Origin of the sequence: Allorhizobium sonneratiae (genome assembly GCF_023700755.1) — a bacterium.
GTDB lineage: Bacteria > Pseudomonadota > Alphaproteobacteria > Rhizobiales > Rhizobiaceae > Allorhizobium > Allorhizobium sonneratiae.
In genome coordinates, this window is the sequence record NZ_JAMKOJ010000008.1 from 26,550 (window position 1) to 44,016 (window position 17,467).

Genomic DNA, 17,467 nt, shown 5'->3' on the forward strand with positions numbered 1-17,467 from the left:
TCTTTTCTGGAACCTCTCTAACTTTAAATTCATATTTTCTGTAAGAATTCTGTTTTCCATCTGAAGTTCCGTTGACGCTATAAATGTAAATTTATGATTTACTAATCAATACTTTCGGTTAGTGATTTTAATAATGTTGTGCTCTTGTAAAGAAGACGCGTTTCCGCTTCATCGAGGTTGGGAGGCAGGTCATGTACGATGCCAGTCCGGCCGATGACGCGTGGAATGGAGGCCGTCACAGATGCGACGCCGGCAATGGCTGGTGTCAAACTTGTGACTGTCAGAATAGCGTTTTCATCGCGCAGGATTGCTTCGATGAGGCGTTGAAGCGCTCCGCCAATGCCGAAATAGGTGGCGCCCTTGCCACGGATAATATGATAGGCTGCATTGCGGACAGCGGTGTCTATGCTTTGCCTTGCCTGCACGTCAAGTGGTCTCTCCAGTGAGGCCGCGACGACTTCAAGGGGCAGTCCGCCAATCCTGACACTTGACCAGGCTAGAACTTCACTATCGCCATGTTCGCCGAGAACATGGGCGTGTATGCCCTGCGGTGAAATCTGAAGATGATGGGCGAGCAGCGTCCGGAAACGTGCCGTATCGAGCATTGTGCCGGTGCCGATCACTTTCGATGCTGGCAATCCCGAAAGCCGCGTGGTGAAATCGGTCATGATATCGACCGGATTGGTGGCAATCAGCAGTATGGCGTCAGGCGCAACGGTCATGATCCGTGAGATGACATGGCGAAACACAGCCAGGTTGCGCTCCAGAAGTTCGATCCGTGTTTCACCGGGTTTCTGGCTGACGCCAGCGGCAATCACAATGATTGCAGCCCCTTCAAGATCCTCGTAAGTTCCTGCTCTGATCCTGATTGAAGAGAAAAATGGAATGGCGTGGTCGATATCTTCTGCCTGCGCAACGGCAAGCTCGTTATTTTGATCGACAAGCACAATTTCCTGGGCGGGCCCTCGAAGAGCCAGAGCGTAGGCAGATGCGCTGCCGACCATGCCAGCGCCCACAATGCCTATCTTTACCATGTGCTCTATGCTGCTCATCTTAACCGTATCTGCTTCTTGCATGTGTTATATTTAACAGAAAATATCGACTGCAGCCATTGAGTATAAATTTAAAAATCTATTATAATTACTAGGTGACGTGGCCTTTTAGAGGTTAATTATACCACAATGCGTCGTTCATATGACTTCTTGTTTTATGTGACGTTGATCTTTTGGTTGTATGCCGTCATGTATTAAAGCTGATATAGGAAGGTAAGGTATTGTCAACTTTACACTTCGTCTAAATTTGGTTGCAATTTTAGATTGTTTTTTTGGGGATGATGCTACCGGTGTCGGCCGCTTTATGCGTTGTATGATCGCTGGTATATCCTCGGTGCATTTTATGCATATATGGCTTTTGCGATATGGAATTTACGCAATTTGAGTTTTGGGTGCAGCACATGAGGAAATCGGGACTCAAATTGTAAATTCATTCCACGAGAGCCTTATCGCAAGACAATTGAGGTGCAATTTTATCTCCGAAATTGTATAGAAACAAAGCGTCATAATGTTTTCGTATTACTGCCAAAAACAATAAATCCTGTCGCGATAAATATGATTTAAAGCGACAGGATTTATTATTTTTGTTTCATGTATGTTATGATTTTATTGTCGGCAATAAAATACAGCATGCTTTACAGCATCGTGCGTTTTATAAAGCGGCACCATGCTGTAATGTGCGATATGTCGCCCGTTTTTTGTCACAAGGCCGCATAATCACGGCGCATTAGATCGATCAATTCCTGATCGGTCGGCGGCTGCACCAGTTCCGTCCAGCTCTCCACCGGTGAGAAGCCGAATTGCTGATAGAGTTGCAGCGCGCGGGGATGGTCAAGCGTGTTGGTCATCACCGTAACTTTGGCGGGCGCATTCTGCCATGCAGCATAAAGCGCCTGCAGCAGGAACCATTTGCCGATGCCAAGCCCCAGTGCGTGCTCGAACAGACCAAAATAGGAAAGCTCGATGGAGCCGTTGTCCATTTCGCTCAGTTCAAAAAAGCCTGCAGGCGCGCCGTTCACGTAGAGTACCGAGATTGACACTTTCGGATTGTGAATGATGGCTTTCAGTTCGTCATCGTTCATTCTGAGTCGCTGATACCAGTGCCACCGCGCACCCACCTGCCGATAAAGAAAGCGGTAATAGGCGGGCGGCATGGATGTGGCCCGGATGATGGCTGTCTGGATATTCACCGGCACCGGCAGGCTGGATTTTGGTGCAGAAGTCATCTCCAGCCTGGTGACGGAGGCCGTCAGCGGCTGCGGCAGGCGGTAGGTGATCGGTTCGGCCGGACCGGTTTCAACCGGCGTATCCTTCTTCGAACCCCATTCCGACCACGAGCCGTCATAAAGCGTGTTGTCGTGATGGCCAAGCGATTCCAGTGCCAGCGTAATTGCCGCTGCCGTAACACCGGAACCACAACTGGTCACCACCGGTCTGGTCAGATCGATTCCCGCTTCGGTAAACAGCGAACGCAGCGTGGAGAGATCCTTGAGACGACCATTTTCTGAAAGGCTGGAGATCGGCACGGAGCGTGCGCCCGGCATATGGCCGGAACGCATCCCCGGGCGCGGTTCCGGCTCTTCGCCGGTAAACCGGCCAGCCGGGCGGGCATCGGCAATCTGGCGGGTCTTTTCGTCGACGATTTCGCGCATGTCGATCAAAGAGGTCACCCGGCTTTCCTTGAAGTTCGGATGAAAGGCGACAGGGTTCAGCGCAGGGGCGCTGCTTTCCATTGGTCGTCCTTCGGCCACCCAGCCGTCGCGGCCGCCATCGAGAATGAAGACATTCGGCGCGCCCATGATGCGGAACATCCACCAGACGCGCGGGGCGGAAAACAGACCCGGGCCATCATAGACGACGATCGTGTCGGTTTCGCTGATGCCCATTTCGCCGACGGCTTCGGCAAAACTTTCCGGCGAGGGCAGGCTGTGCGGCAGGCCGGTGGAGTGATCGGCAATCTTGTCCTGATCGAAGAAGACGGCACCGGGAATATGGCCGGCGGCATATTCTTCCGCGCCGTTGCGCTTGTGGGCAGGCAGATACCACGACGCCTCGACCAGCCGGAATTGCGGCGCGCCAAGCTGTTTTTGCACCCATTCGGCAGACACGACAAAACGGCTTCTTTCCGCGGACATGCTTTTCTCCGTCGTTATCGGGCGTCAGATTGAGGGCGCTTCCCCGAAACGAATGCGGAAACGCCGGTTTTCCTTGCCCTTTTTCTCGATTTTGGCGATGTGAATCGCCCCAACCTCCTGAGTTTCAGAGACATGTGTGCCTCCGCAGGGCTGGCTGTCAACGCTGGAATCCTGTCCGATGCAAACAAGGCTAACGCGACCCAAACCAACGGGCGGGCGTACGTTTTTCGATTTGACGATACCGGGATTTTCGGCGAGCTCCTCATCGGTGATCCATTGCAGGAAAACCGGGTGATTCTCCCGTACAAGCCGCATCAGGTCTTCTGTCACGCGATGGGCATCGATGGTCTCGCTCATGTCGAAATCAACCCGCGATTCCTCCTCGCCAACCGCAGCCCCGGTGATGGGAAAGGGGCAGACGACCGACAGAAGGTGGCAGGCCGTATGCATCCGCATCAGCTTGTAGCGGCGCGGCCAGTCGACATGCAGAGTAAGCTTTTCGCCCACAATCGGAGCAGGCGTGCCCTCGAGCGGCTGATGCAGGATGATGCTTTTGTCGGCTCCGTGCCGGGTTACGCCAAGAGGAATGCGGCTGCCATCGGCGCGTTCAAGAAAGCCTGTATCGCCCGGCTGGCCGCCAGACGTGGCGTAAAAACAGGTCTGGTCGAGTTCGATGGCACCATTTTCATGCACGACCGTGACCACGGCCTCCGCAGTTGCAAGATAAAAATCTTCACGGAAGAGCGGTGCGGTCGGCATGATGTCTCACATTTCAGGCAGGTTGATAGGGAATATTGAGGGCGGGTGCGCCTTTGTTCAGCCATTGCGGCTGCGGTAGGCCCTTTTCCTTGAGGAAGGCGGGGTTGAACAGTTTCGACTGATAGCGATTGCCATAGTCGCACAGAATGGTCACGATGGTGTGGCCGGGGCCGAGATCGCGGGCCAGCCGGATGGCGCCGGCAATGTTGATGCCGGAGGAGCCGCCAAGGCAGAGGCCTTCTTTCTCAATCAGATCGAAAATGATTGGCAGGGCCTCGCTATCGGCAATCTTATAGGCAAAATCGGGAGTGAAGCCTTCGAGATTGGCGGTGATGCGGCCCTGACCGATGCCTTCGGTGATCGAGGAACCAGCGGATTTCAGCTCGCCATTCGTATAGAAATCATAAAGAGCAGCCCCATCGGGATCGGCAAGGCCGATTTTCACCGAAGGTTTCAGCGCTTTCAAGCCCATGCCCGTTCCCGCCAGCGTGCCGCCGGAGCCAACCGCGCAGATGAAACCGTCCACCTTGCCATCGGTCGCTTCGAAAATTTCCCGCGCCGTGGTTTCGATATGGGCCTGACGGTTGACGATATTGTCGAACTGATTGGCCCAGATTGCACCGTTCGGCTCAGTCTTTGCCAGTTCCTCGGCCAGACGGCCTGAGAGTTTGACGTAATTGTTCGGGTTCTTGTAGGGAACGGCGGGCACTTCCACCAGTTCTGCGCCGAGAAGGCGAAGCGCGTCCTTCTTTTCCTGGCTCTGGGTTTCGGGAATGACGATGACGGTGCGATAACCGAGCGCTTTGGCCACCAGTGTCAGGCCAATGCCGGTATTGCCTGCCGTGCCTTCGACAATCACGCCGCCGGGCCTCAGCAGGCCGCGTTTTTCCGCGTCGCGGATGATGTAAAGCGCGGCACGATCCTTGACCGACTGGCCGGGATTGAGAAATTCCGCCTTGCCTAAAATCGTGCAACCTGTGGCCTCGGAGGCCGCGTTCAGACGGATGAGGGGTGTGTTGCCGATGGCATCAAGGACGGAAGGGTGAAAAGACATGACCGCGCTTTCATTTGCACATGAACATAAGCCCTGTCTTTTCAACCGGCAAGCGTCCTCTGGCAAGAAATGCCATTGCCGATCCGGGGGCAAAGAAGGAAAACTATGCTTCCTGCCCGCTGATGTCCTTGAAGGCTTTGAGGGCTGTCTCCCGCGCCTGTTTATGATCGACAAGCGGTTTCGGATAGGTCTTGCCCAGTTCGACGCCAGCGGCTTTCAGAACCTGCTCCGGGGCTTCAAAGGGTTTGTGGATGAATTGATTGGGCAATCTGGCAAGCTCTGGCACATGGGCGCGGATGTAATCGCCATCGGGATCGAATTTTTCCCCCTGAGTCACCGGATTGAAGATGCGGAAAAACGGGGCCGCATCCGCACCGGAGCCTGCCACCCATTGCCAACTTGCCGCATTGGAGGCTGGATCGGCATCGAGCAGCGTATCGGCAAACCAGGCCTCGCCTTCGCGCCAGTCGATCATCAGATCCTTGATCAGGAAAGAGGCGGTGATCATGCGGACGCGATTGTGCATGATGCCATGGCGCCAAAGCTGTCGCATTCCGGCATCGACGATTGGATAACCGGTCATGCCCTTTTGCCAGGCTGACAGAAAATGATCGTTTTTCCCCCAGGGGAAGGCATCGAATTTGCTGTTCCAGTTTTCGCTCGCAAGCTTGGGAAAATGGGAGAGCAGGTGGTAGGAAAATTCCCGCCAGACCAGTTCCTTGCGGAAATGCACATAATCTTCCGTGGCAATATCATCCTCAAGGCCCAGAGTAGCGTGCCAGATCTGCGCGGGCGTGATTTCTCCCAGCGCCAGATGCGGCGAGAGCAGGGAGGTGTGCGGCAGAGCCGGAAAATCCCGCAAATGCCGATAGCCCGAAAGTCCTTTACCGATGAAAAGCTTGAGCTTTTGCTGCGCGCCCGCCTCACCGGGCTGAAAGAAATCGGTAAAGTTTTTCGCCCAGTTCGGTCCGACCGGCAGAAGCTGCCAGTCCTTTAGTTGCTCGCTGTCTGGCATTGCCTGTGGGCCTGTGATGCTGGACGGACAATCGATGGGCGGCGGCGGATCGCCACCAGCTTCGAGTGCCCGCCAGAAGGGCGTATAGACGCGGAACGGACCGCCGCTTGCCGTTTTCACCTTTGTCGGCTCATGCAGCAGAAAGCCGCCATGGCTTTGAACGGTCAGCCCGCGCGCAGCAAGATCAGCTTTCAGTTTCGCATCCACCGCCATGCCGGACGGATCGTAGCGACGGTTCCAGTGAATGGTGTCAGCGCCGGTCCTTTCGATCAGGTCTTCGAGAACTTGATCGGCTTTTCCGCTTTTGAGAACCAGGTTTAGACCATGTTTTTGCAGTGATCTGTCAAGGCTTTCAAGGGAATGATGTAACCACCAGGCCTGTGCCTGTCCCATCGGTCCGGTGCCGGTGTCCGCAGGCTCGTGGATATAGACCGGTATGACCGGTGTTGCGGTGGCAATTGCCGCCTGAAGGGCACGGTTGTCGGCAAGGCGCAGATCCTTGCGGAACCAGAGGAGAACGGGAGAGGGGCGGGACATTGGGCAAACCTGTGATCAGCGTATAAACTTGGAAAGTTTCACATCTGATTACGCAATAAAGTCACCTCTGGATTGTCTCACCCCTGTCTTGGCCTGTTTTGCTTGAGCTGCTCTTCCTGAATTTTGCTCATGATTTCACGCGCAGTTTCACGCACATAAAGCTGATGAAGCTTTTCCGCAAACGGGGCCGTGGTGATCAGGCAGGTGAATTTTTCCGTGTCGTACCAGCGAAAATCGACAACATTGTCCATGTTGACATAAATCGGCAGATTATCGCCATCGTGCAGTTCAAGCCACATAGCCGTCCCATATCTGTCATTAGTCATATGTATTTTATATGGGAAACGTGAACATCCGGTTCATTGTGAAGCAAAAAGGAATAAGCGGGCGGTGAGAGTCGTCCGTTATTCAAGAATCGCATGCAGTTTCAAGCCTGAGGTCAGAAATCCCATCGGATTGACCGGCACGCCGTTGCGGCGGATTTCGTAATGCAGATGTGGTCCGGTGGAGCGGCCGGTGGAGCCTGCAAGGCCGATGACCTGGCCTTCCTCGACCTTTTCGCCGACATGGCTCAACAGCTTCGACATATGACCATAGCGCGTGGTGACACCTTGGCCATGGTCGATTTCCACCATATTGCCATAGCCGTTGGATTGACCGGCAAAGACCACGGTTCCGGCTCCGGCGGCGCGGATCGGTGCGCCGATCCCGGCACGGAAATCCACGCCCGGATGCATGGCAAGACGCCCCAGCAAAGGATCGGTGCGGGTGCCGAAGGGGCTGGTGATTTCATGGGTGGGGGCAGGATTGGCGAAAGGCATGTCCTTGACGGTGCTGCGGGCTGCATCCAACCGGTCAAGGGCGGTGTCGAGGCCGTTAAGGGAGGTGTCTGCACCCAGTTTTGGATTGGCATCGATAAAAGGGCCGCCCATGGCATCCTTGCCCTCCTGCGGCGCATCCACCTTGATGGCATTGTTTTTCAACACGGCGTCGATGGCATCGGCTTTGCTGTCTGCCGCTTCCGTCAGATTGCGAATGCGGGCCTGCTGTGTCTGCTCGATCCGCTTGAGGGAGAGCGTCACGTTTTGAAAGACGCGATCGGCCCTGTCAGCCATGTTGTTATCGGCAACGGCATCAGAGGGGGCATCATTCAACTCTGCCTGCTGGCGGCTTTGCAGGGTTGCGGCGGTTTCCTTCGAGGTGTCGGGGGTGAGGCCGGAGGTTTCAGCGCGATCGAGCAAGGTTCCCAGCCTGCCGCTACGGGCAGACAGGGCCATCTGCTGTTCCAGCAGTGTCTGCAGCTTTTCCTCGACCACCTGCTGATCGAGCAACTGGCGTGAGGTGACCCGGTCCACCTGAGCGCGCAGGGCCGAAATGCGGTCTTCATAATCATGCTGCAGCCGTGCCTGACGCGCCATGGAAACGCCGATCAGATCGTCGCGCATCACCAGATAGGCGGTGGCGCCGAGATAGCCGACAATGGCTGCGGCAACAAAGGCAATCGCGACACCGGCCATCCATGGCTTAAGCGTCATATGGCGGATGGTGTCACCGGAGGCCAGAATCAGCACATGCTGTTTGCGCGGTTTGCCGGCAAAGCCTGTCATGCTGTTCTTGCGCATCAAGATCTCCCGACTGTTGCCAGTCCCGGTGGGGGAGCGGAATCATCGGGCTGATTAGAACGCGTTATGGTTAACAAACTATTATTGTCATCTGGGTGGATTAACCATGCTAAACACTTGGTTCACCTGCTGAAATCCGTCTTTGGTCCGGTCTGCGCCGTTCAGGCGTGACTGATCGAAGACAGCGCCCGGTAAAAGGATGGGGTGAGCCCGGCTTCTGCGCGGGCAATATCGTTGAAGGGGGCTTTCAGCGTGCCGCGAAAATGGCTGCGCACAAGCGCCTGAAAGGTCTTGGCCGGGTCGCGCCTTTCGCGGGCGCAGAGAAAGCGGAACCATTTTGCCCCGATGGCGACATGGCCTTTTTCATCGTCATAGATGATTTTCAGCACATCGGCGCTGGCGATATCGCCGGTCTCGCGCATCTTCTCCTGAAGCGAAGGGGTGACATCCAGGCCACGCGCTTCAAGGATCAGCGGCACGACGGCGAGCCGTGCGGTGAGATCGAAACGGGTGGAATGGGCGGCCTGCCACAGCCCATCATGGGCAGGCATGTCACCGTAATCGGCTCCCAGAACTCTGAGGCGGTCGCGCACCAGGCGGAAATGTTTGGCCTCTTCAAAGGCCACCTGCATCCAGCCGTCGAAGAAGGAATGAGGCACCGGTTCTGCGGCAAAGCGGGCCACGATATCAAGCGCCAGATCCACGGCATTCAGCTCGATATGGGCCAGAGCATGCAGCATGGCGATGCGGCCCGGCAGCGTATGCAGCGAGCGTTTTTCCGTGGCCTTGGGCGGCACCAGTTCCGGCTTTGCCGGGCGGCCGGGGCGTTCAGGCAAGGTCGGATCGAGCGGCGAGCGCAGGGAAAGCTTTCGCGCATGCCAGCGTCGTGCCGTCTCCTGCGCCAGATCGGTTTTCAGGTCGAGATCGGCTGCGGCAATCGCCGCAGTCGCCCCCGCTCTGAGGGAAAGAATGTCAAAATCCGCCATCGGTTCTTTCAAATATCGGGCAAATATCGGGCAAGTATCAGGCGCTTTTCTGCGCTTCGCCCATCCGGTTCCAGGCATCCAGCCCGGCAATCTTGTAGGCTTCGGCAAGGGTCGGATAGTTGAAGGTGTTTTCGACGAAATAATCCACCGTGCCCTTCAGGTTCAAGACTGCCTGACCGATATGGACCAGTTCGGTCGCGCCTTCGCCAACGATGTGCACGCCAAGCAGGCGGCGGGTTTTCAGCGAAAAGATCAGCTTCAGCAGCCCGCTTTCCAGCCCCATGATATGGCCGCGGGAGGTTTCGCGAAAGAGCGCCTGTCCGCATTCATAGGGAATGCCGCGGCTCTGCACCTCTTCCTCGGTCAGGCCGCAGGTGGAAATTTCCGGCACGGCATAAATACCATAGGGGAAATATTGCGGTGGTTCCTGTGCCGGTGCGCCAACGGCATGGCGGGCGGCGATGCGGCCCTGCTCCATTGAGGTCGAAGCAAGGCTTGGAAAGCCGACGACATCGCCTGCGGCATAGATATTGGGAATATCCGTCTGGAAGGTTTCGGGATTGACCTTGAGCCGTCCGCGATTGTCCGCCTTAAGCCCGCAACCTTCAAGGTTGAGCGTGTCGGTGGCGCCCATACGGCCTGCGGCAAACAGCACCATATCGGCGATCAGCACCCGATGGTTTTTTAAGGTGACGCGGCATTTGCCGTTGAGTTTTTCAATGGTTTCCGCCGCTTGACCGAAAATCAGCTTCATGTTGCGGTCGCGCAGCTGATAGGTGAAATCGGCGACGATTTCCCGATCGATGAAATCGAGCATGGTCTCACGCGGTTCAACCACGGTGACCTGCGTATCGAGCGCGCTGAAGATCGTCGCATATTCGATGCCGATGACGCCTGCGCCGATGACGATCATCGAGCGTGGCAGCTCCTTGATGTCCAGCAACTCGTCGCTGTCGATGATCTGCTCGCCATCGAAGGGGATTGTTTCAGGACGGTGCGGACGGGTGCCGACGGCAATCAGGATCGACTGGCCGGTGACATGCATGATTTCACCATCATCCTTTTTCACCTCCAGCGTATGGGCGTCGAGGAAATGGGCAAGGCCGCGCAATTGCTGCACCCGGTTGCGGGAAAACTGATGTTCCAGCACATCGACCTCATGATCGAGGGTGATCAGCAGCCGGCGGCGCAGATCCTCGGCGCGGATATCCTGCTTGACCCGGTAGGATCGGCCATAAAAGCCGCGTTCGCGCCAACCGGTCAGGTTCAGCGCCGTTTCGCGCAGCGTCTTCGAGGGAATGGTGCCGGTATGCACCGAGACACCGCCAACATGGCCGCCACGCTCCACCACCAGAACCTTTTTGGAAAGCTTGGCCGCTTGAATGGCTGCCCGCCGTCCGGCGGGACCGCTGCCGATGACGATGAGATCATATTGGTACATGGCTGTCATTCCCGTAAATCGCCTATCCAGTTGGTTGGATAGTTCGATTTATGTTGTACTGCAACAATCTAACCGTTTCGTTATGAAACGGTGCTGAATCTCGGATCATGAAGACATCATCGGGCTGGAGCTTACATCTGCGGGCCGCATCCGGCATGACAGGTTTTACGGCTTTGGCTTTACCGGGACGCAGGGTTTGTCCTTGCCGGTTGAGCAGGTGATGATCGGGTCGATGCTTTTGGCGCGATGATGGTGCAGACGGCGGCTGGCTTCGGAAACCTTGTGCGGCGGCTTCATCATGCTGCGGCAGACGGTGGTGCCGTTTTCGCGGGTGCAGCGATCCGGTTTGGCAGGTTCGGCCTGTCCGGTCACGGGCATGACAAGCATGGCAAGAATGAAGGCGGCGGTGATGGTGCGGGTCAAGGCTCTGTCCTGTCTGGTCGTGGCAATCGTCTCCGTCAGGAGAAGCTTGCCGATATGGCGCCGCTTTGGGCGGCGGATTTCGGTTCTGATGACATCTTACACGGCCGAAGATGAACGCAATCAGATCAAACGCAGCCCGCGCAGGCTGGCATGGCCCTGTTTTCCGATAATCACGTGATCGTGGATGGTTATCCCCAGCGGTTTTGCCGTGTCGATGATGGTTTTGGTCATCTCGATATCGGCGCGTGACGGCGTGGGGTCGCCGCTCGGATGATTGTGCACGAGGATGATGGCGGTGGCGGAGAGTTCCAGCGCCCGTTTCACCACTTCACGCGGATAGACCGGCGTATGATCCACGGTGCCGCGGCCCTGCACCTCATCGGCAATCAGCGCATTGCGCTTGTCGAGAAACAGGATGCGGAACTGCTCGGTGGTCTCATAGGCCATGGCGGCGTGGCAATAATCGATGACGCTGGACCAGGACGAGAGGACGGGCTGTCCCTTGATTTCGCTTTTCAGCATGCGTTGCGCCGCAGCACCCATCAGTTTCAGGTCGAGCGCCACCGCCTCGCCAACGCCTTTCACCTCCTGCAACAGGCTGAGCTTTGCCCCGAACACACCGGCCAGCGAACCGAAACGGTCGAGCAGCGCCTTGGCAATCGGCTTGGTGTCGCGCCTTGGGATCAGGCGGAAGAGCAGCAGTTCAAGGATTTCGTAATCGGCCAGCGCCTCTTCGCCCTTGTCCTTGAACCGCAGCCGCAGCCGGTCGCGATGGCCGTGATAATGGGCTTCCGGCTTTTCCGGTTGTGCGGCTGCCTGCTTTTTCTGCGCCGGTCCGCTCTGGCGCTTCGGCATCTGTTCGGCGAAAAAGCCGCGCTCGTCCTCTTCTCCATCGATATCCGCTCCCGGTGAACCGGAAAAAGGCAGATCGTCCATGTCGGGAAAGGGGCGGCTCATCGCATCATGCCTGAATGGGAGGAAGACCGGGCCGATCGAGACCGGCGGGGGAGAGCGTGAAGATTTCGCAGCCCGTCGCCGTCACGCCGACAGCATGTTCATATTGTGCCGTCAGCGATCGGTCGCGCGTGACGGCGGTCCAGCCGTCGGAGAGCACTTTCACATGCGGCTTGCCGAGATTGATCATCGGCTCGATGGTGAAGATCATGCCTTCACGCATTTCAGGGCCTTCATCGGGGCGGCCGTAATGAAGAATGTTCGGGCTGTCGTGAAACAACTGGCCGACGCCATGGCCGCAGAAATCGCGCACCACCGAGCAGCGCTCGGCTTCGGCATAGCTCTGGATCGCCGCACCAATGGCACCTGTGCGGGCGCCCGGACGCACAGCGGCAATGCCGCGCATCAGACATTCATGCGTCACTTCCATCAGGCGTTCGGCGGCGCGTTTGATCTGGCCGACCGGATACATGCGGCTGGAATCGCCATGCCAGCCATCGACGATATAGGTGACATCGATATTGACGATGTCACCTTCGCGCAGCGGCTTGTCATCGGGAATGCCGTGGCAGACCACATGATTGATCGAGGTGCAGACGCTGTGGCGATAGCCGCGATAATTCAGCGTGGCGGGCAGGGCACCGTTATCCATGCCGAATTCGAAGACGAAACGGTCGATGGCGGCTGTGGTGACGCCCGGGGCTACGAGCGCTGCCAGTTCATCGAGGCAGCGGGCCGTCACCTGACAGGCCTTGCGCATGCCCTCGAAGCCATCGGCTCCGTAAAGGCGAATGGCGCCGGTGTTTTTCAAAGGCGAAGTTGCCGCTTCGATATAGGTTACCATGCACGTCTCTTCCTGAATCTTCTGCTCCTTATTAGCGCAGGCAGTGGGAGTTCGTCTATCGTCAAGCGGCGGAAAAGGCTTCACTTGAGGATGGAGACCTGCATGAAAGCGCGGGCCAGACCACTTAAACGCCGCTCACGGTGGCGAAGAGCGGAGAAATGTCGTGACGGCAGAGGAACGGGGGCAAGGACAAGTCGCCCCGTTTCGATCCATGGAGCAGCGGCAGCTTTTGATAAAGCGGCAGCGCAAAGGCTGTCCGGCAGGGCCGACAGCACCGCCTCGTTTGAGGGCAATGTCAGCGCAATGGTGAGCGAGGCTTTGTCAATGCCCATGGCGAGAAGGGCGGCTTCAAAGGTATTGCGGGTGCCGGAACCTTCTTCGCGCATGATCCAGCCTGTTGCGACAAGGGCAGGGCGTATGTCGCCGGAAGCCGATAATAACGGATGGCCGGGTGGCGCAACCACCACCATCTCGTCAGTGGCAACAATCGTGCCGGAGACGAGGTCGCTGTTGATCTCGTCCTCGACAAAGCCCAGCTCTGCCTGCCCCTCCTCCACCGCCATGGTGACGGATCGGCTGTTGCCGATGGTCAGCGACAGGTCGATGTTCGGGTAAAGACGATGAAAGGCCATCATCTGACGCGGCAACCAATGGCTGGCCACGGTTTGGCTTGCCTGAAGCGTCAGCTTGCCGCGTTTCAGGCCGCTGAGGTCCGCCAGCATCCGGGTGGCGCTTTCAGCGCGGGCCACCGTGGCGCGGGCTTCATCGAGAAACATCCGTCCGGCTGGCGTCAATTGAATACCCCGGCCAATGCGGTCAAAAAGCTGAACGTCATGGGTCGTTTCCAGCGCCCGGATCGCGGCGCTGACCGCCGACGGGGTCAGATGCACCGCTTCCGCAGCCTGGGTGATATGTTGACGCTCGGCGACGGCAATGAAGATCATCAGTTGTTCGAGTGTCATAATTATCCAATTTTTCTACAAGAAATATGCTATATTATGCGATATATTTGCATGAATGGGAAGCGCATAACGGAGCCAACACATGGAGGTTCCAATGTTTTCATCTCAAACTGGACAATCGCCGCTTTCCGGTCTGGTTCTCTGCTTTGCCGTTTCGGGGGCCGGTTATGCTGTCACTGCGCTGTTGCAGCGGTTCACCGGTCAGACGCCGGTCGATGCGCTGGTCTGGTGCATTCTGATTGGCACGCTGATCAACACGGTCCGGCCGCTTCCCGCCCGCTTTGCGCCGGGTATCCATATGAGCGCCAAGCTGCTTCTGGAAATCGCCATCGTGCTTCTCGGCGCTTCGATCAGCCTCAAGCAGATTGCCGGAAACGGGGCAGGGCTGATCGTGGCGGTGGTGGCGGTGGTGATCATGGCGCTGACGCTGAGTTACGGCATCGGGCGCACGCTTGGCCTGCCGCACAAGCTGGCGCTGCTGGTCGCCTGCGGCAATTCCATCTGCGGCAATTCGGCCATTGTCGCCGCCGCTCCGGTAATCGATGCCCATGCCGATGATGTTGCCGCCTCGATCGCCTTTACCGCAGCGCTTGGCATTCTCGTCGTGCTCGGCCTGCCGCCGCTTGCCGGGGTCATGGGGCTCGATCCGCGCCATTACGGCATTCTGGCCGGCATGACCGTCTATGCCGTGCCGCAGGTGTTGGCTGCAGCTGCCCCGCTCGGTCTGCTGAGCCTGCAAACCGGCACGGTGGTCAAGCTGATCCGGGTCATGATGCTCGGCCCTGTTCTTCTGATGCTGGGGCTGGTGGCGGGCGGCGATGGTAAGTCGTCAGTGACGCTGAAGCATCTCGCACCCTGGTTCATCCTTGGCTTCTTCGCTCTGATGATTGCCCGTTCTTTCGATATTCTGCCGCATGTTGCTCTTGAACCGGCCTCGATGCTCTCCGGTCTCCTGACCACGGTCTCGATGGCGGCGCTGGGTCTTTCGGTCAATCTGCGCAGCCTGATGGCTTCAGGTGGCCGCGTGGTTGCGGCGGGCGCGCTCTCCATCCTCTGCCTTGGCACATTGGCCGATATCAGCCTGCATTTTCTCGGATAAGGACAGCGGTTGCTTACCGCACCGGCACAGAAGTGATGGGAACTATTCCCTGCGGGCTTACCCGGCACTTCACGGCAAAGGCCTCGACTCCGGCAGACCGGGCGGCGCGAAAGGCGCGGCCATAGGCTGGATCGAGGTCTTCGCAGATGGACAGAGCTTCGCAGTCCTCGCGCTGAATGATGTAAAGCATCGCCGCCCGTTTGCCGTTTTCGATAAGCCTTGCCATTTCATCAAGATGTTTTGCTCCGCGCGCTGTCACGCTGTCGGGAAATTCGGCAAGCCCGGCTCTGCGAATGAAATGCACATTTTTCACCTCGACATAGCAATCGGCCCGGTTCGGTGAAGACAGGAGAAGATCGATACGGGAATTTTCGCCATAACGCCGTTCTGTCTGCACCGTCGGATAGGCGGCGAGATCATCCGCCAGCCCAAGAGCGATTGCCTCCCGCGCCAGATGGTTCGGCAGGGCGGTGTTGACACCGACCAGCGTGCCGTCTGCCTCGATCATTTCAAACCCATAGCGGTATTTGCGGCTGGAGCCTGCATGATCGGAAAGAAAGATGCGCGAACCCGGTGCCGTCAGGCCACGCATGGAGCCGGTATTGGGGCAAAAACCGGTGATCTCCTCACCGGTTTCGAGGGTCGCATCGAAGAGAAAACGCTTGTAGCGGCGCTTGAGCGTGGCGGCGACCAGGGGTGGATCGAAGAGCATCAGTTTTCAGACACGTTCCAGCACATAGCTGCCCGGCGCATCGGCAATGGTGTTGAGTGCCGCGCCGCCGGGTTTGCGCGCATCGACCTTTCTGTTGTCGAGGTTTTCCACCCAGGCCTGCCAATGCGGCCACCAGGAGCCTGCCGTTTCCGTTGCCGTCTTCACCCAATCCTCGAAGACGCCTTCGGGCTTGTCCCCCGTCCAGAACTGGTATTTGTGCTTGTCCGGTGGATTGACCACACCGGCAATATGGCCTGATCCGCTCATCACATAGGTAACAGGACCGCCGAAACAGCTGGAGCCGACAAAGACCGATTTCGCCGGAGCGATATGGTCTTCCTTGGTGGCCAGATTATAGATCGGCACCGTGACGTCCTTGAGCGACAGCGTCTTGCCGTCAAGCTGCATCTTGCCCTGCGCCAGCGTGTTGTCGAGATAGCAGTTGCGCAGGTAAAAGGCGTGATTGGCCGCCGCCATGCGGGTCGAATCAGCATTCCAGTAGAGAAGGTCGAAGGCGGTCGGGTCCTGCCCTTTCAGGTAGGCATTGACGAAATAGGGCCAGATCAGTTCGGAGGCGCGCAGCATGTTGAAGGCGGCGGCCATTTTCGAGCCGTCGAGATAGCCTTCGCGGCGCATCCGCTCTTCCAGCCCGCGTAATTGCTCCTCATCGACAAAGACCTTCAGATCGCCCGCATGGGTGAAATCCACCTGCGTGGTAAACAGCGTGGCACTGGCAATGCGCCGGTTGTTTTCCTTGGCATGCAGCGCCATGGCGGCAGACAGAAGCGTGCCGCCGACGCAATATCCGATGGCGTTGACTTGTTTTTCACCGGTGGCGCGTTCCACCTTGTCGAGGGCAAAATCGATGCCCTCGCGGATATAGGAAAGCCAGTCCTTTTCGGCATGGCGCTCATCCGGATTGACCCAGGAGATGACGAAGACCGTATGGCCCTGATCCACGCACCACTTGATGAAGCTTTTCTGCGGGTTGAGATCGAGAATATAGAATTTGTTGATCCAGGGCGGGCAGATCAGAAGCGGCCGTTTCAGCACCTTGTCGGTCGATGGCTCATACTGGATCACCTCGCAGACATCGCTTTGGCCAATGACCTTGCCGGGGGTGAGCGCCATGTTCTGGCCGATGGCGAATTTGCTCATATCGGTCTGGCGCAGTTTGAGGTCGCCCTTGCCGGCGGCAATGTCCTCGGCCAGCATTTTCATGCCCTTGACCAGATTGGCGCCACTGGTTGCCACCGTTTCCCGATAAAGTTGCGGGTTGGTCATAACGAAATTGGTTGGCGACAGCGCCGCCGTCAGCTGGCGCACGTAGAAGCTCGCCTTGTGGCGGGTATGCGGGTCGATACCCTCGGTGTTGTCCACCAGCTTTTCCGCCCATTCGGCCAGAACCAGATAGGACTGGCCGAGAAAATTGAAAAACGGATGTTTCTGCCAGTCGGCATCGGCAAACCGCTTGTCCTTGATCGGCTCTGGCGCGGGTGCCTCGCCGGGCGGGGATGAAAGCCGCGCCATGCTGTTCATCCAGACGCCGAACAGCGAGGTCATCAGATGGGTCTGGGCCTCGACGGTGCGGGCGGGGTCTGCCATCCAGTATTCGGCGACGCGTGAGACGGTCTTGACCATTTCCACCATCGGCTCGGATACGGGATCGACCACTTCGCCCTTTTCACGCGGTGCAATCCAGGAGGATGCGGCCTTGCCGAGATTCTCCATCGCCTTGGCCATGTTGAGCGCCAGAGCTTCAGGATTTTTCACCATATAAGGCTCGATCAGAGCCTTGTCGAAGCCGGAAGAGGATGCGCCAGCATTATTTTCTCCCTGTGATGCTGTGGTCAACGTGCCTCTCCCCGATCA

At 57.4% G+C, this 17,467-nt stretch carries 16 protein-coding genes; 1 reads left to right on the forward strand and 15 read right to left on the reverse strand.

Annotation, left to right across the window (positions count from 1 at the left end):
• Nucleotides 1–101: 101 nt before the first annotated feature.
• The 13 genes from NAC44_RS14830 to NAC44_RS14890 form a co-directional block, all read right to left on the reverse strand.
• On the reverse strand, nucleotides 102–1,076 hold the full coding sequence (locus NAC44_RS14830; RefSeq protein ID WP_250941989.1) for an L-lactate dehydrogenase: 975 nt from the start codon (nucleotides 1,074–1,076) through the stop codon (nucleotides 102–104).
• A gap of 677 nt (nucleotides 1,077–1,753) precedes the next feature.
• Nucleotides 1,754–3,187 carry a 3-mercaptopyruvate sulfurtransferase gene (gene sseA, locus NAC44_RS14835; protein WP_250941991.1) on the reverse strand — a complete coding sequence of 478 codons (1,434 nt, stop codon included), beginning with the start codon at nucleotides 3,185–3,187 and terminating at the stop codon, nucleotides 1,754–1,756.
• Nucleotides 3,188–3,211: 24 nt separating this feature from the next.
• Nucleotides 3,212–3,946 (reverse strand): alanyl-tRNA editing protein, encoded by a 735-nt coding sequence (locus NAC44_RS14840; protein WP_250941993.1) that lies wholly within the window; start codon nucleotides 3,944–3,946, stop codon nucleotides 3,212–3,214.
• 13 nt (nucleotides 3,947–3,959) lie between these two features.
• Nucleotides 3,960–5,000 carry a cysteine synthase A gene (locus NAC44_RS14845; protein WP_250941996.1) on the reverse strand — a complete coding sequence of 347 codons (1,041 nt, stop codon included), beginning with the start codon at nucleotides 4,998–5,000 and terminating at the stop codon, nucleotides 3,960–3,962.
• Nucleotides 5,001–5,103: 103 nt separating this feature from the next.
• Nucleotides 5,104–6,552, reverse strand: coding sequence for a cryptochrome/photolyase family protein (locus tag NAC44_RS14850; RefSeq protein WP_250941998.1), 1,449 nt, complete (start codon nucleotides 6,550–6,552; stop codon nucleotides 5,104–5,106).
• 77 nt (nucleotides 6,553–6,629) lie between these two features.
• The gene (locus tag NAC44_RS14855; RefSeq protein ID WP_250942000.1) at nucleotides 6,630–6,878 is read right to left on the reverse strand and encodes a hypothetical protein; all 249 of its coding nucleotides are present in this window, start codon (nucleotides 6,876–6,878) and stop codon (nucleotides 6,630–6,632) included.
• Nucleotides 6,879–6,956: 78 nt separating this feature from the next.
• On the reverse strand, nucleotides 6,957–8,174 hold the full coding sequence (locus NAC44_RS14860) for a M23 family metallopeptidase (protein WP_250942002.1): 1,218 nt from the start codon (nucleotides 8,172–8,174) through the stop codon (nucleotides 6,957–6,959).
• Between the two features lie 161 nt (nucleotides 8,175–8,335).
• Complete coding sequence (locus NAC44_RS14865; protein ID WP_250942003.1) at nucleotides 8,336–9,160, reverse strand: ferritin-like domain-containing protein; 825 nt, start codon at nucleotides 9,158–9,160, stop codon at nucleotides 8,336–8,338.
• Nucleotides 9,161–9,197: 37 nt separating this feature from the next.
• Nucleotides 9,198–10,601, reverse strand: coding sequence for a Si-specific NAD(P)(+) transhydrogenase (sthA, locus tag NAC44_RS14870; protein WP_250942004.1), 1,404 nt, complete (start codon nucleotides 10,599–10,601; stop codon nucleotides 9,198–9,200).
• Between the two features lie 165 nt (nucleotides 10,602–10,766).
• Nucleotides 10,767–11,024 (reverse strand): hypothetical protein, encoded by a 258-nt coding sequence (locus NAC44_RS14875; protein WP_250942005.1) that lies wholly within the window; start codon nucleotides 11,022–11,024, stop codon nucleotides 10,767–10,769.
• A gap of 120 nt (nucleotides 11,025–11,144) precedes the next feature.
• The gene (gene radC / locus NAC44_RS14880) at nucleotides 11,145–11,981 is read right to left on the reverse strand and encodes a RadC family protein (RefSeq protein WP_420839954.1); all 837 of its coding nucleotides are present in this window, start codon (nucleotides 11,979–11,981) and stop codon (nucleotides 11,145–11,147) included.
• Nucleotides 11,982–11,985: 4 nt separating this feature from the next.
• Nucleotides 11,986–12,822 carry a type I methionyl aminopeptidase gene (map, locus tag NAC44_RS14885; RefSeq protein ID WP_250942006.1) on the reverse strand — a complete coding sequence of 279 codons (837 nt, stop codon included), beginning with the start codon at nucleotides 12,820–12,822 and terminating at the stop codon, nucleotides 11,986–11,988.
• Nucleotides 12,823–12,902: 80 nt separating this feature from the next.
• Nucleotides 12,903–13,784, reverse strand: coding sequence for a LysR substrate-binding domain-containing protein (locus NAC44_RS14890; RefSeq protein ID WP_250942007.1), 882 nt, complete (start codon nucleotides 13,782–13,784; stop codon nucleotides 12,903–12,905).
• Nucleotides 13,785–13,878: 94 nt separating this feature from the next.
• On the opposite strand from NAC44_RS14890, the gene NAC44_RS14895 reads away from it, so the two are divergent.
• A complete protein-coding gene (locus NAC44_RS14895) occupies nucleotides 13,879–14,883 on the forward strand; it encodes a YeiH family protein (protein WP_250942008.1) in 1,005 nt (334 codons plus the stop codon).
• Between the two features lie 13 nt (nucleotides 14,884–14,896).
• Here the strand turns inward: NAC44_RS14895 and sfsA are convergent, their stop codons facing one another.
• Together sfsA and NAC44_RS14905 are read right to left on the reverse strand one after the other, a co-directional pair.
• Nucleotides 14,897–15,595 carry a DNA/RNA nuclease SfsA gene (gene sfsA, locus NAC44_RS14900; protein ID WP_250942009.1) on the reverse strand — a complete coding sequence of 233 codons (699 nt, stop codon included), beginning with the start codon at nucleotides 15,593–15,595 and terminating at the stop codon, nucleotides 14,897–14,899.
• A gap of 6 nt (nucleotides 15,596–15,601) precedes the next feature.
• Nucleotides 15,602–17,449 carry a PHA/PHB synthase family protein gene (locus NAC44_RS14905; protein ID WP_250942010.1) on the reverse strand — a complete coding sequence of 616 codons (1,848 nt, stop codon included), beginning with the start codon at nucleotides 17,447–17,449 and terminating at the stop codon, nucleotides 15,602–15,604.
• Between the last annotated feature and the right edge of the window lie 18 nt (nucleotides 17,450–17,467).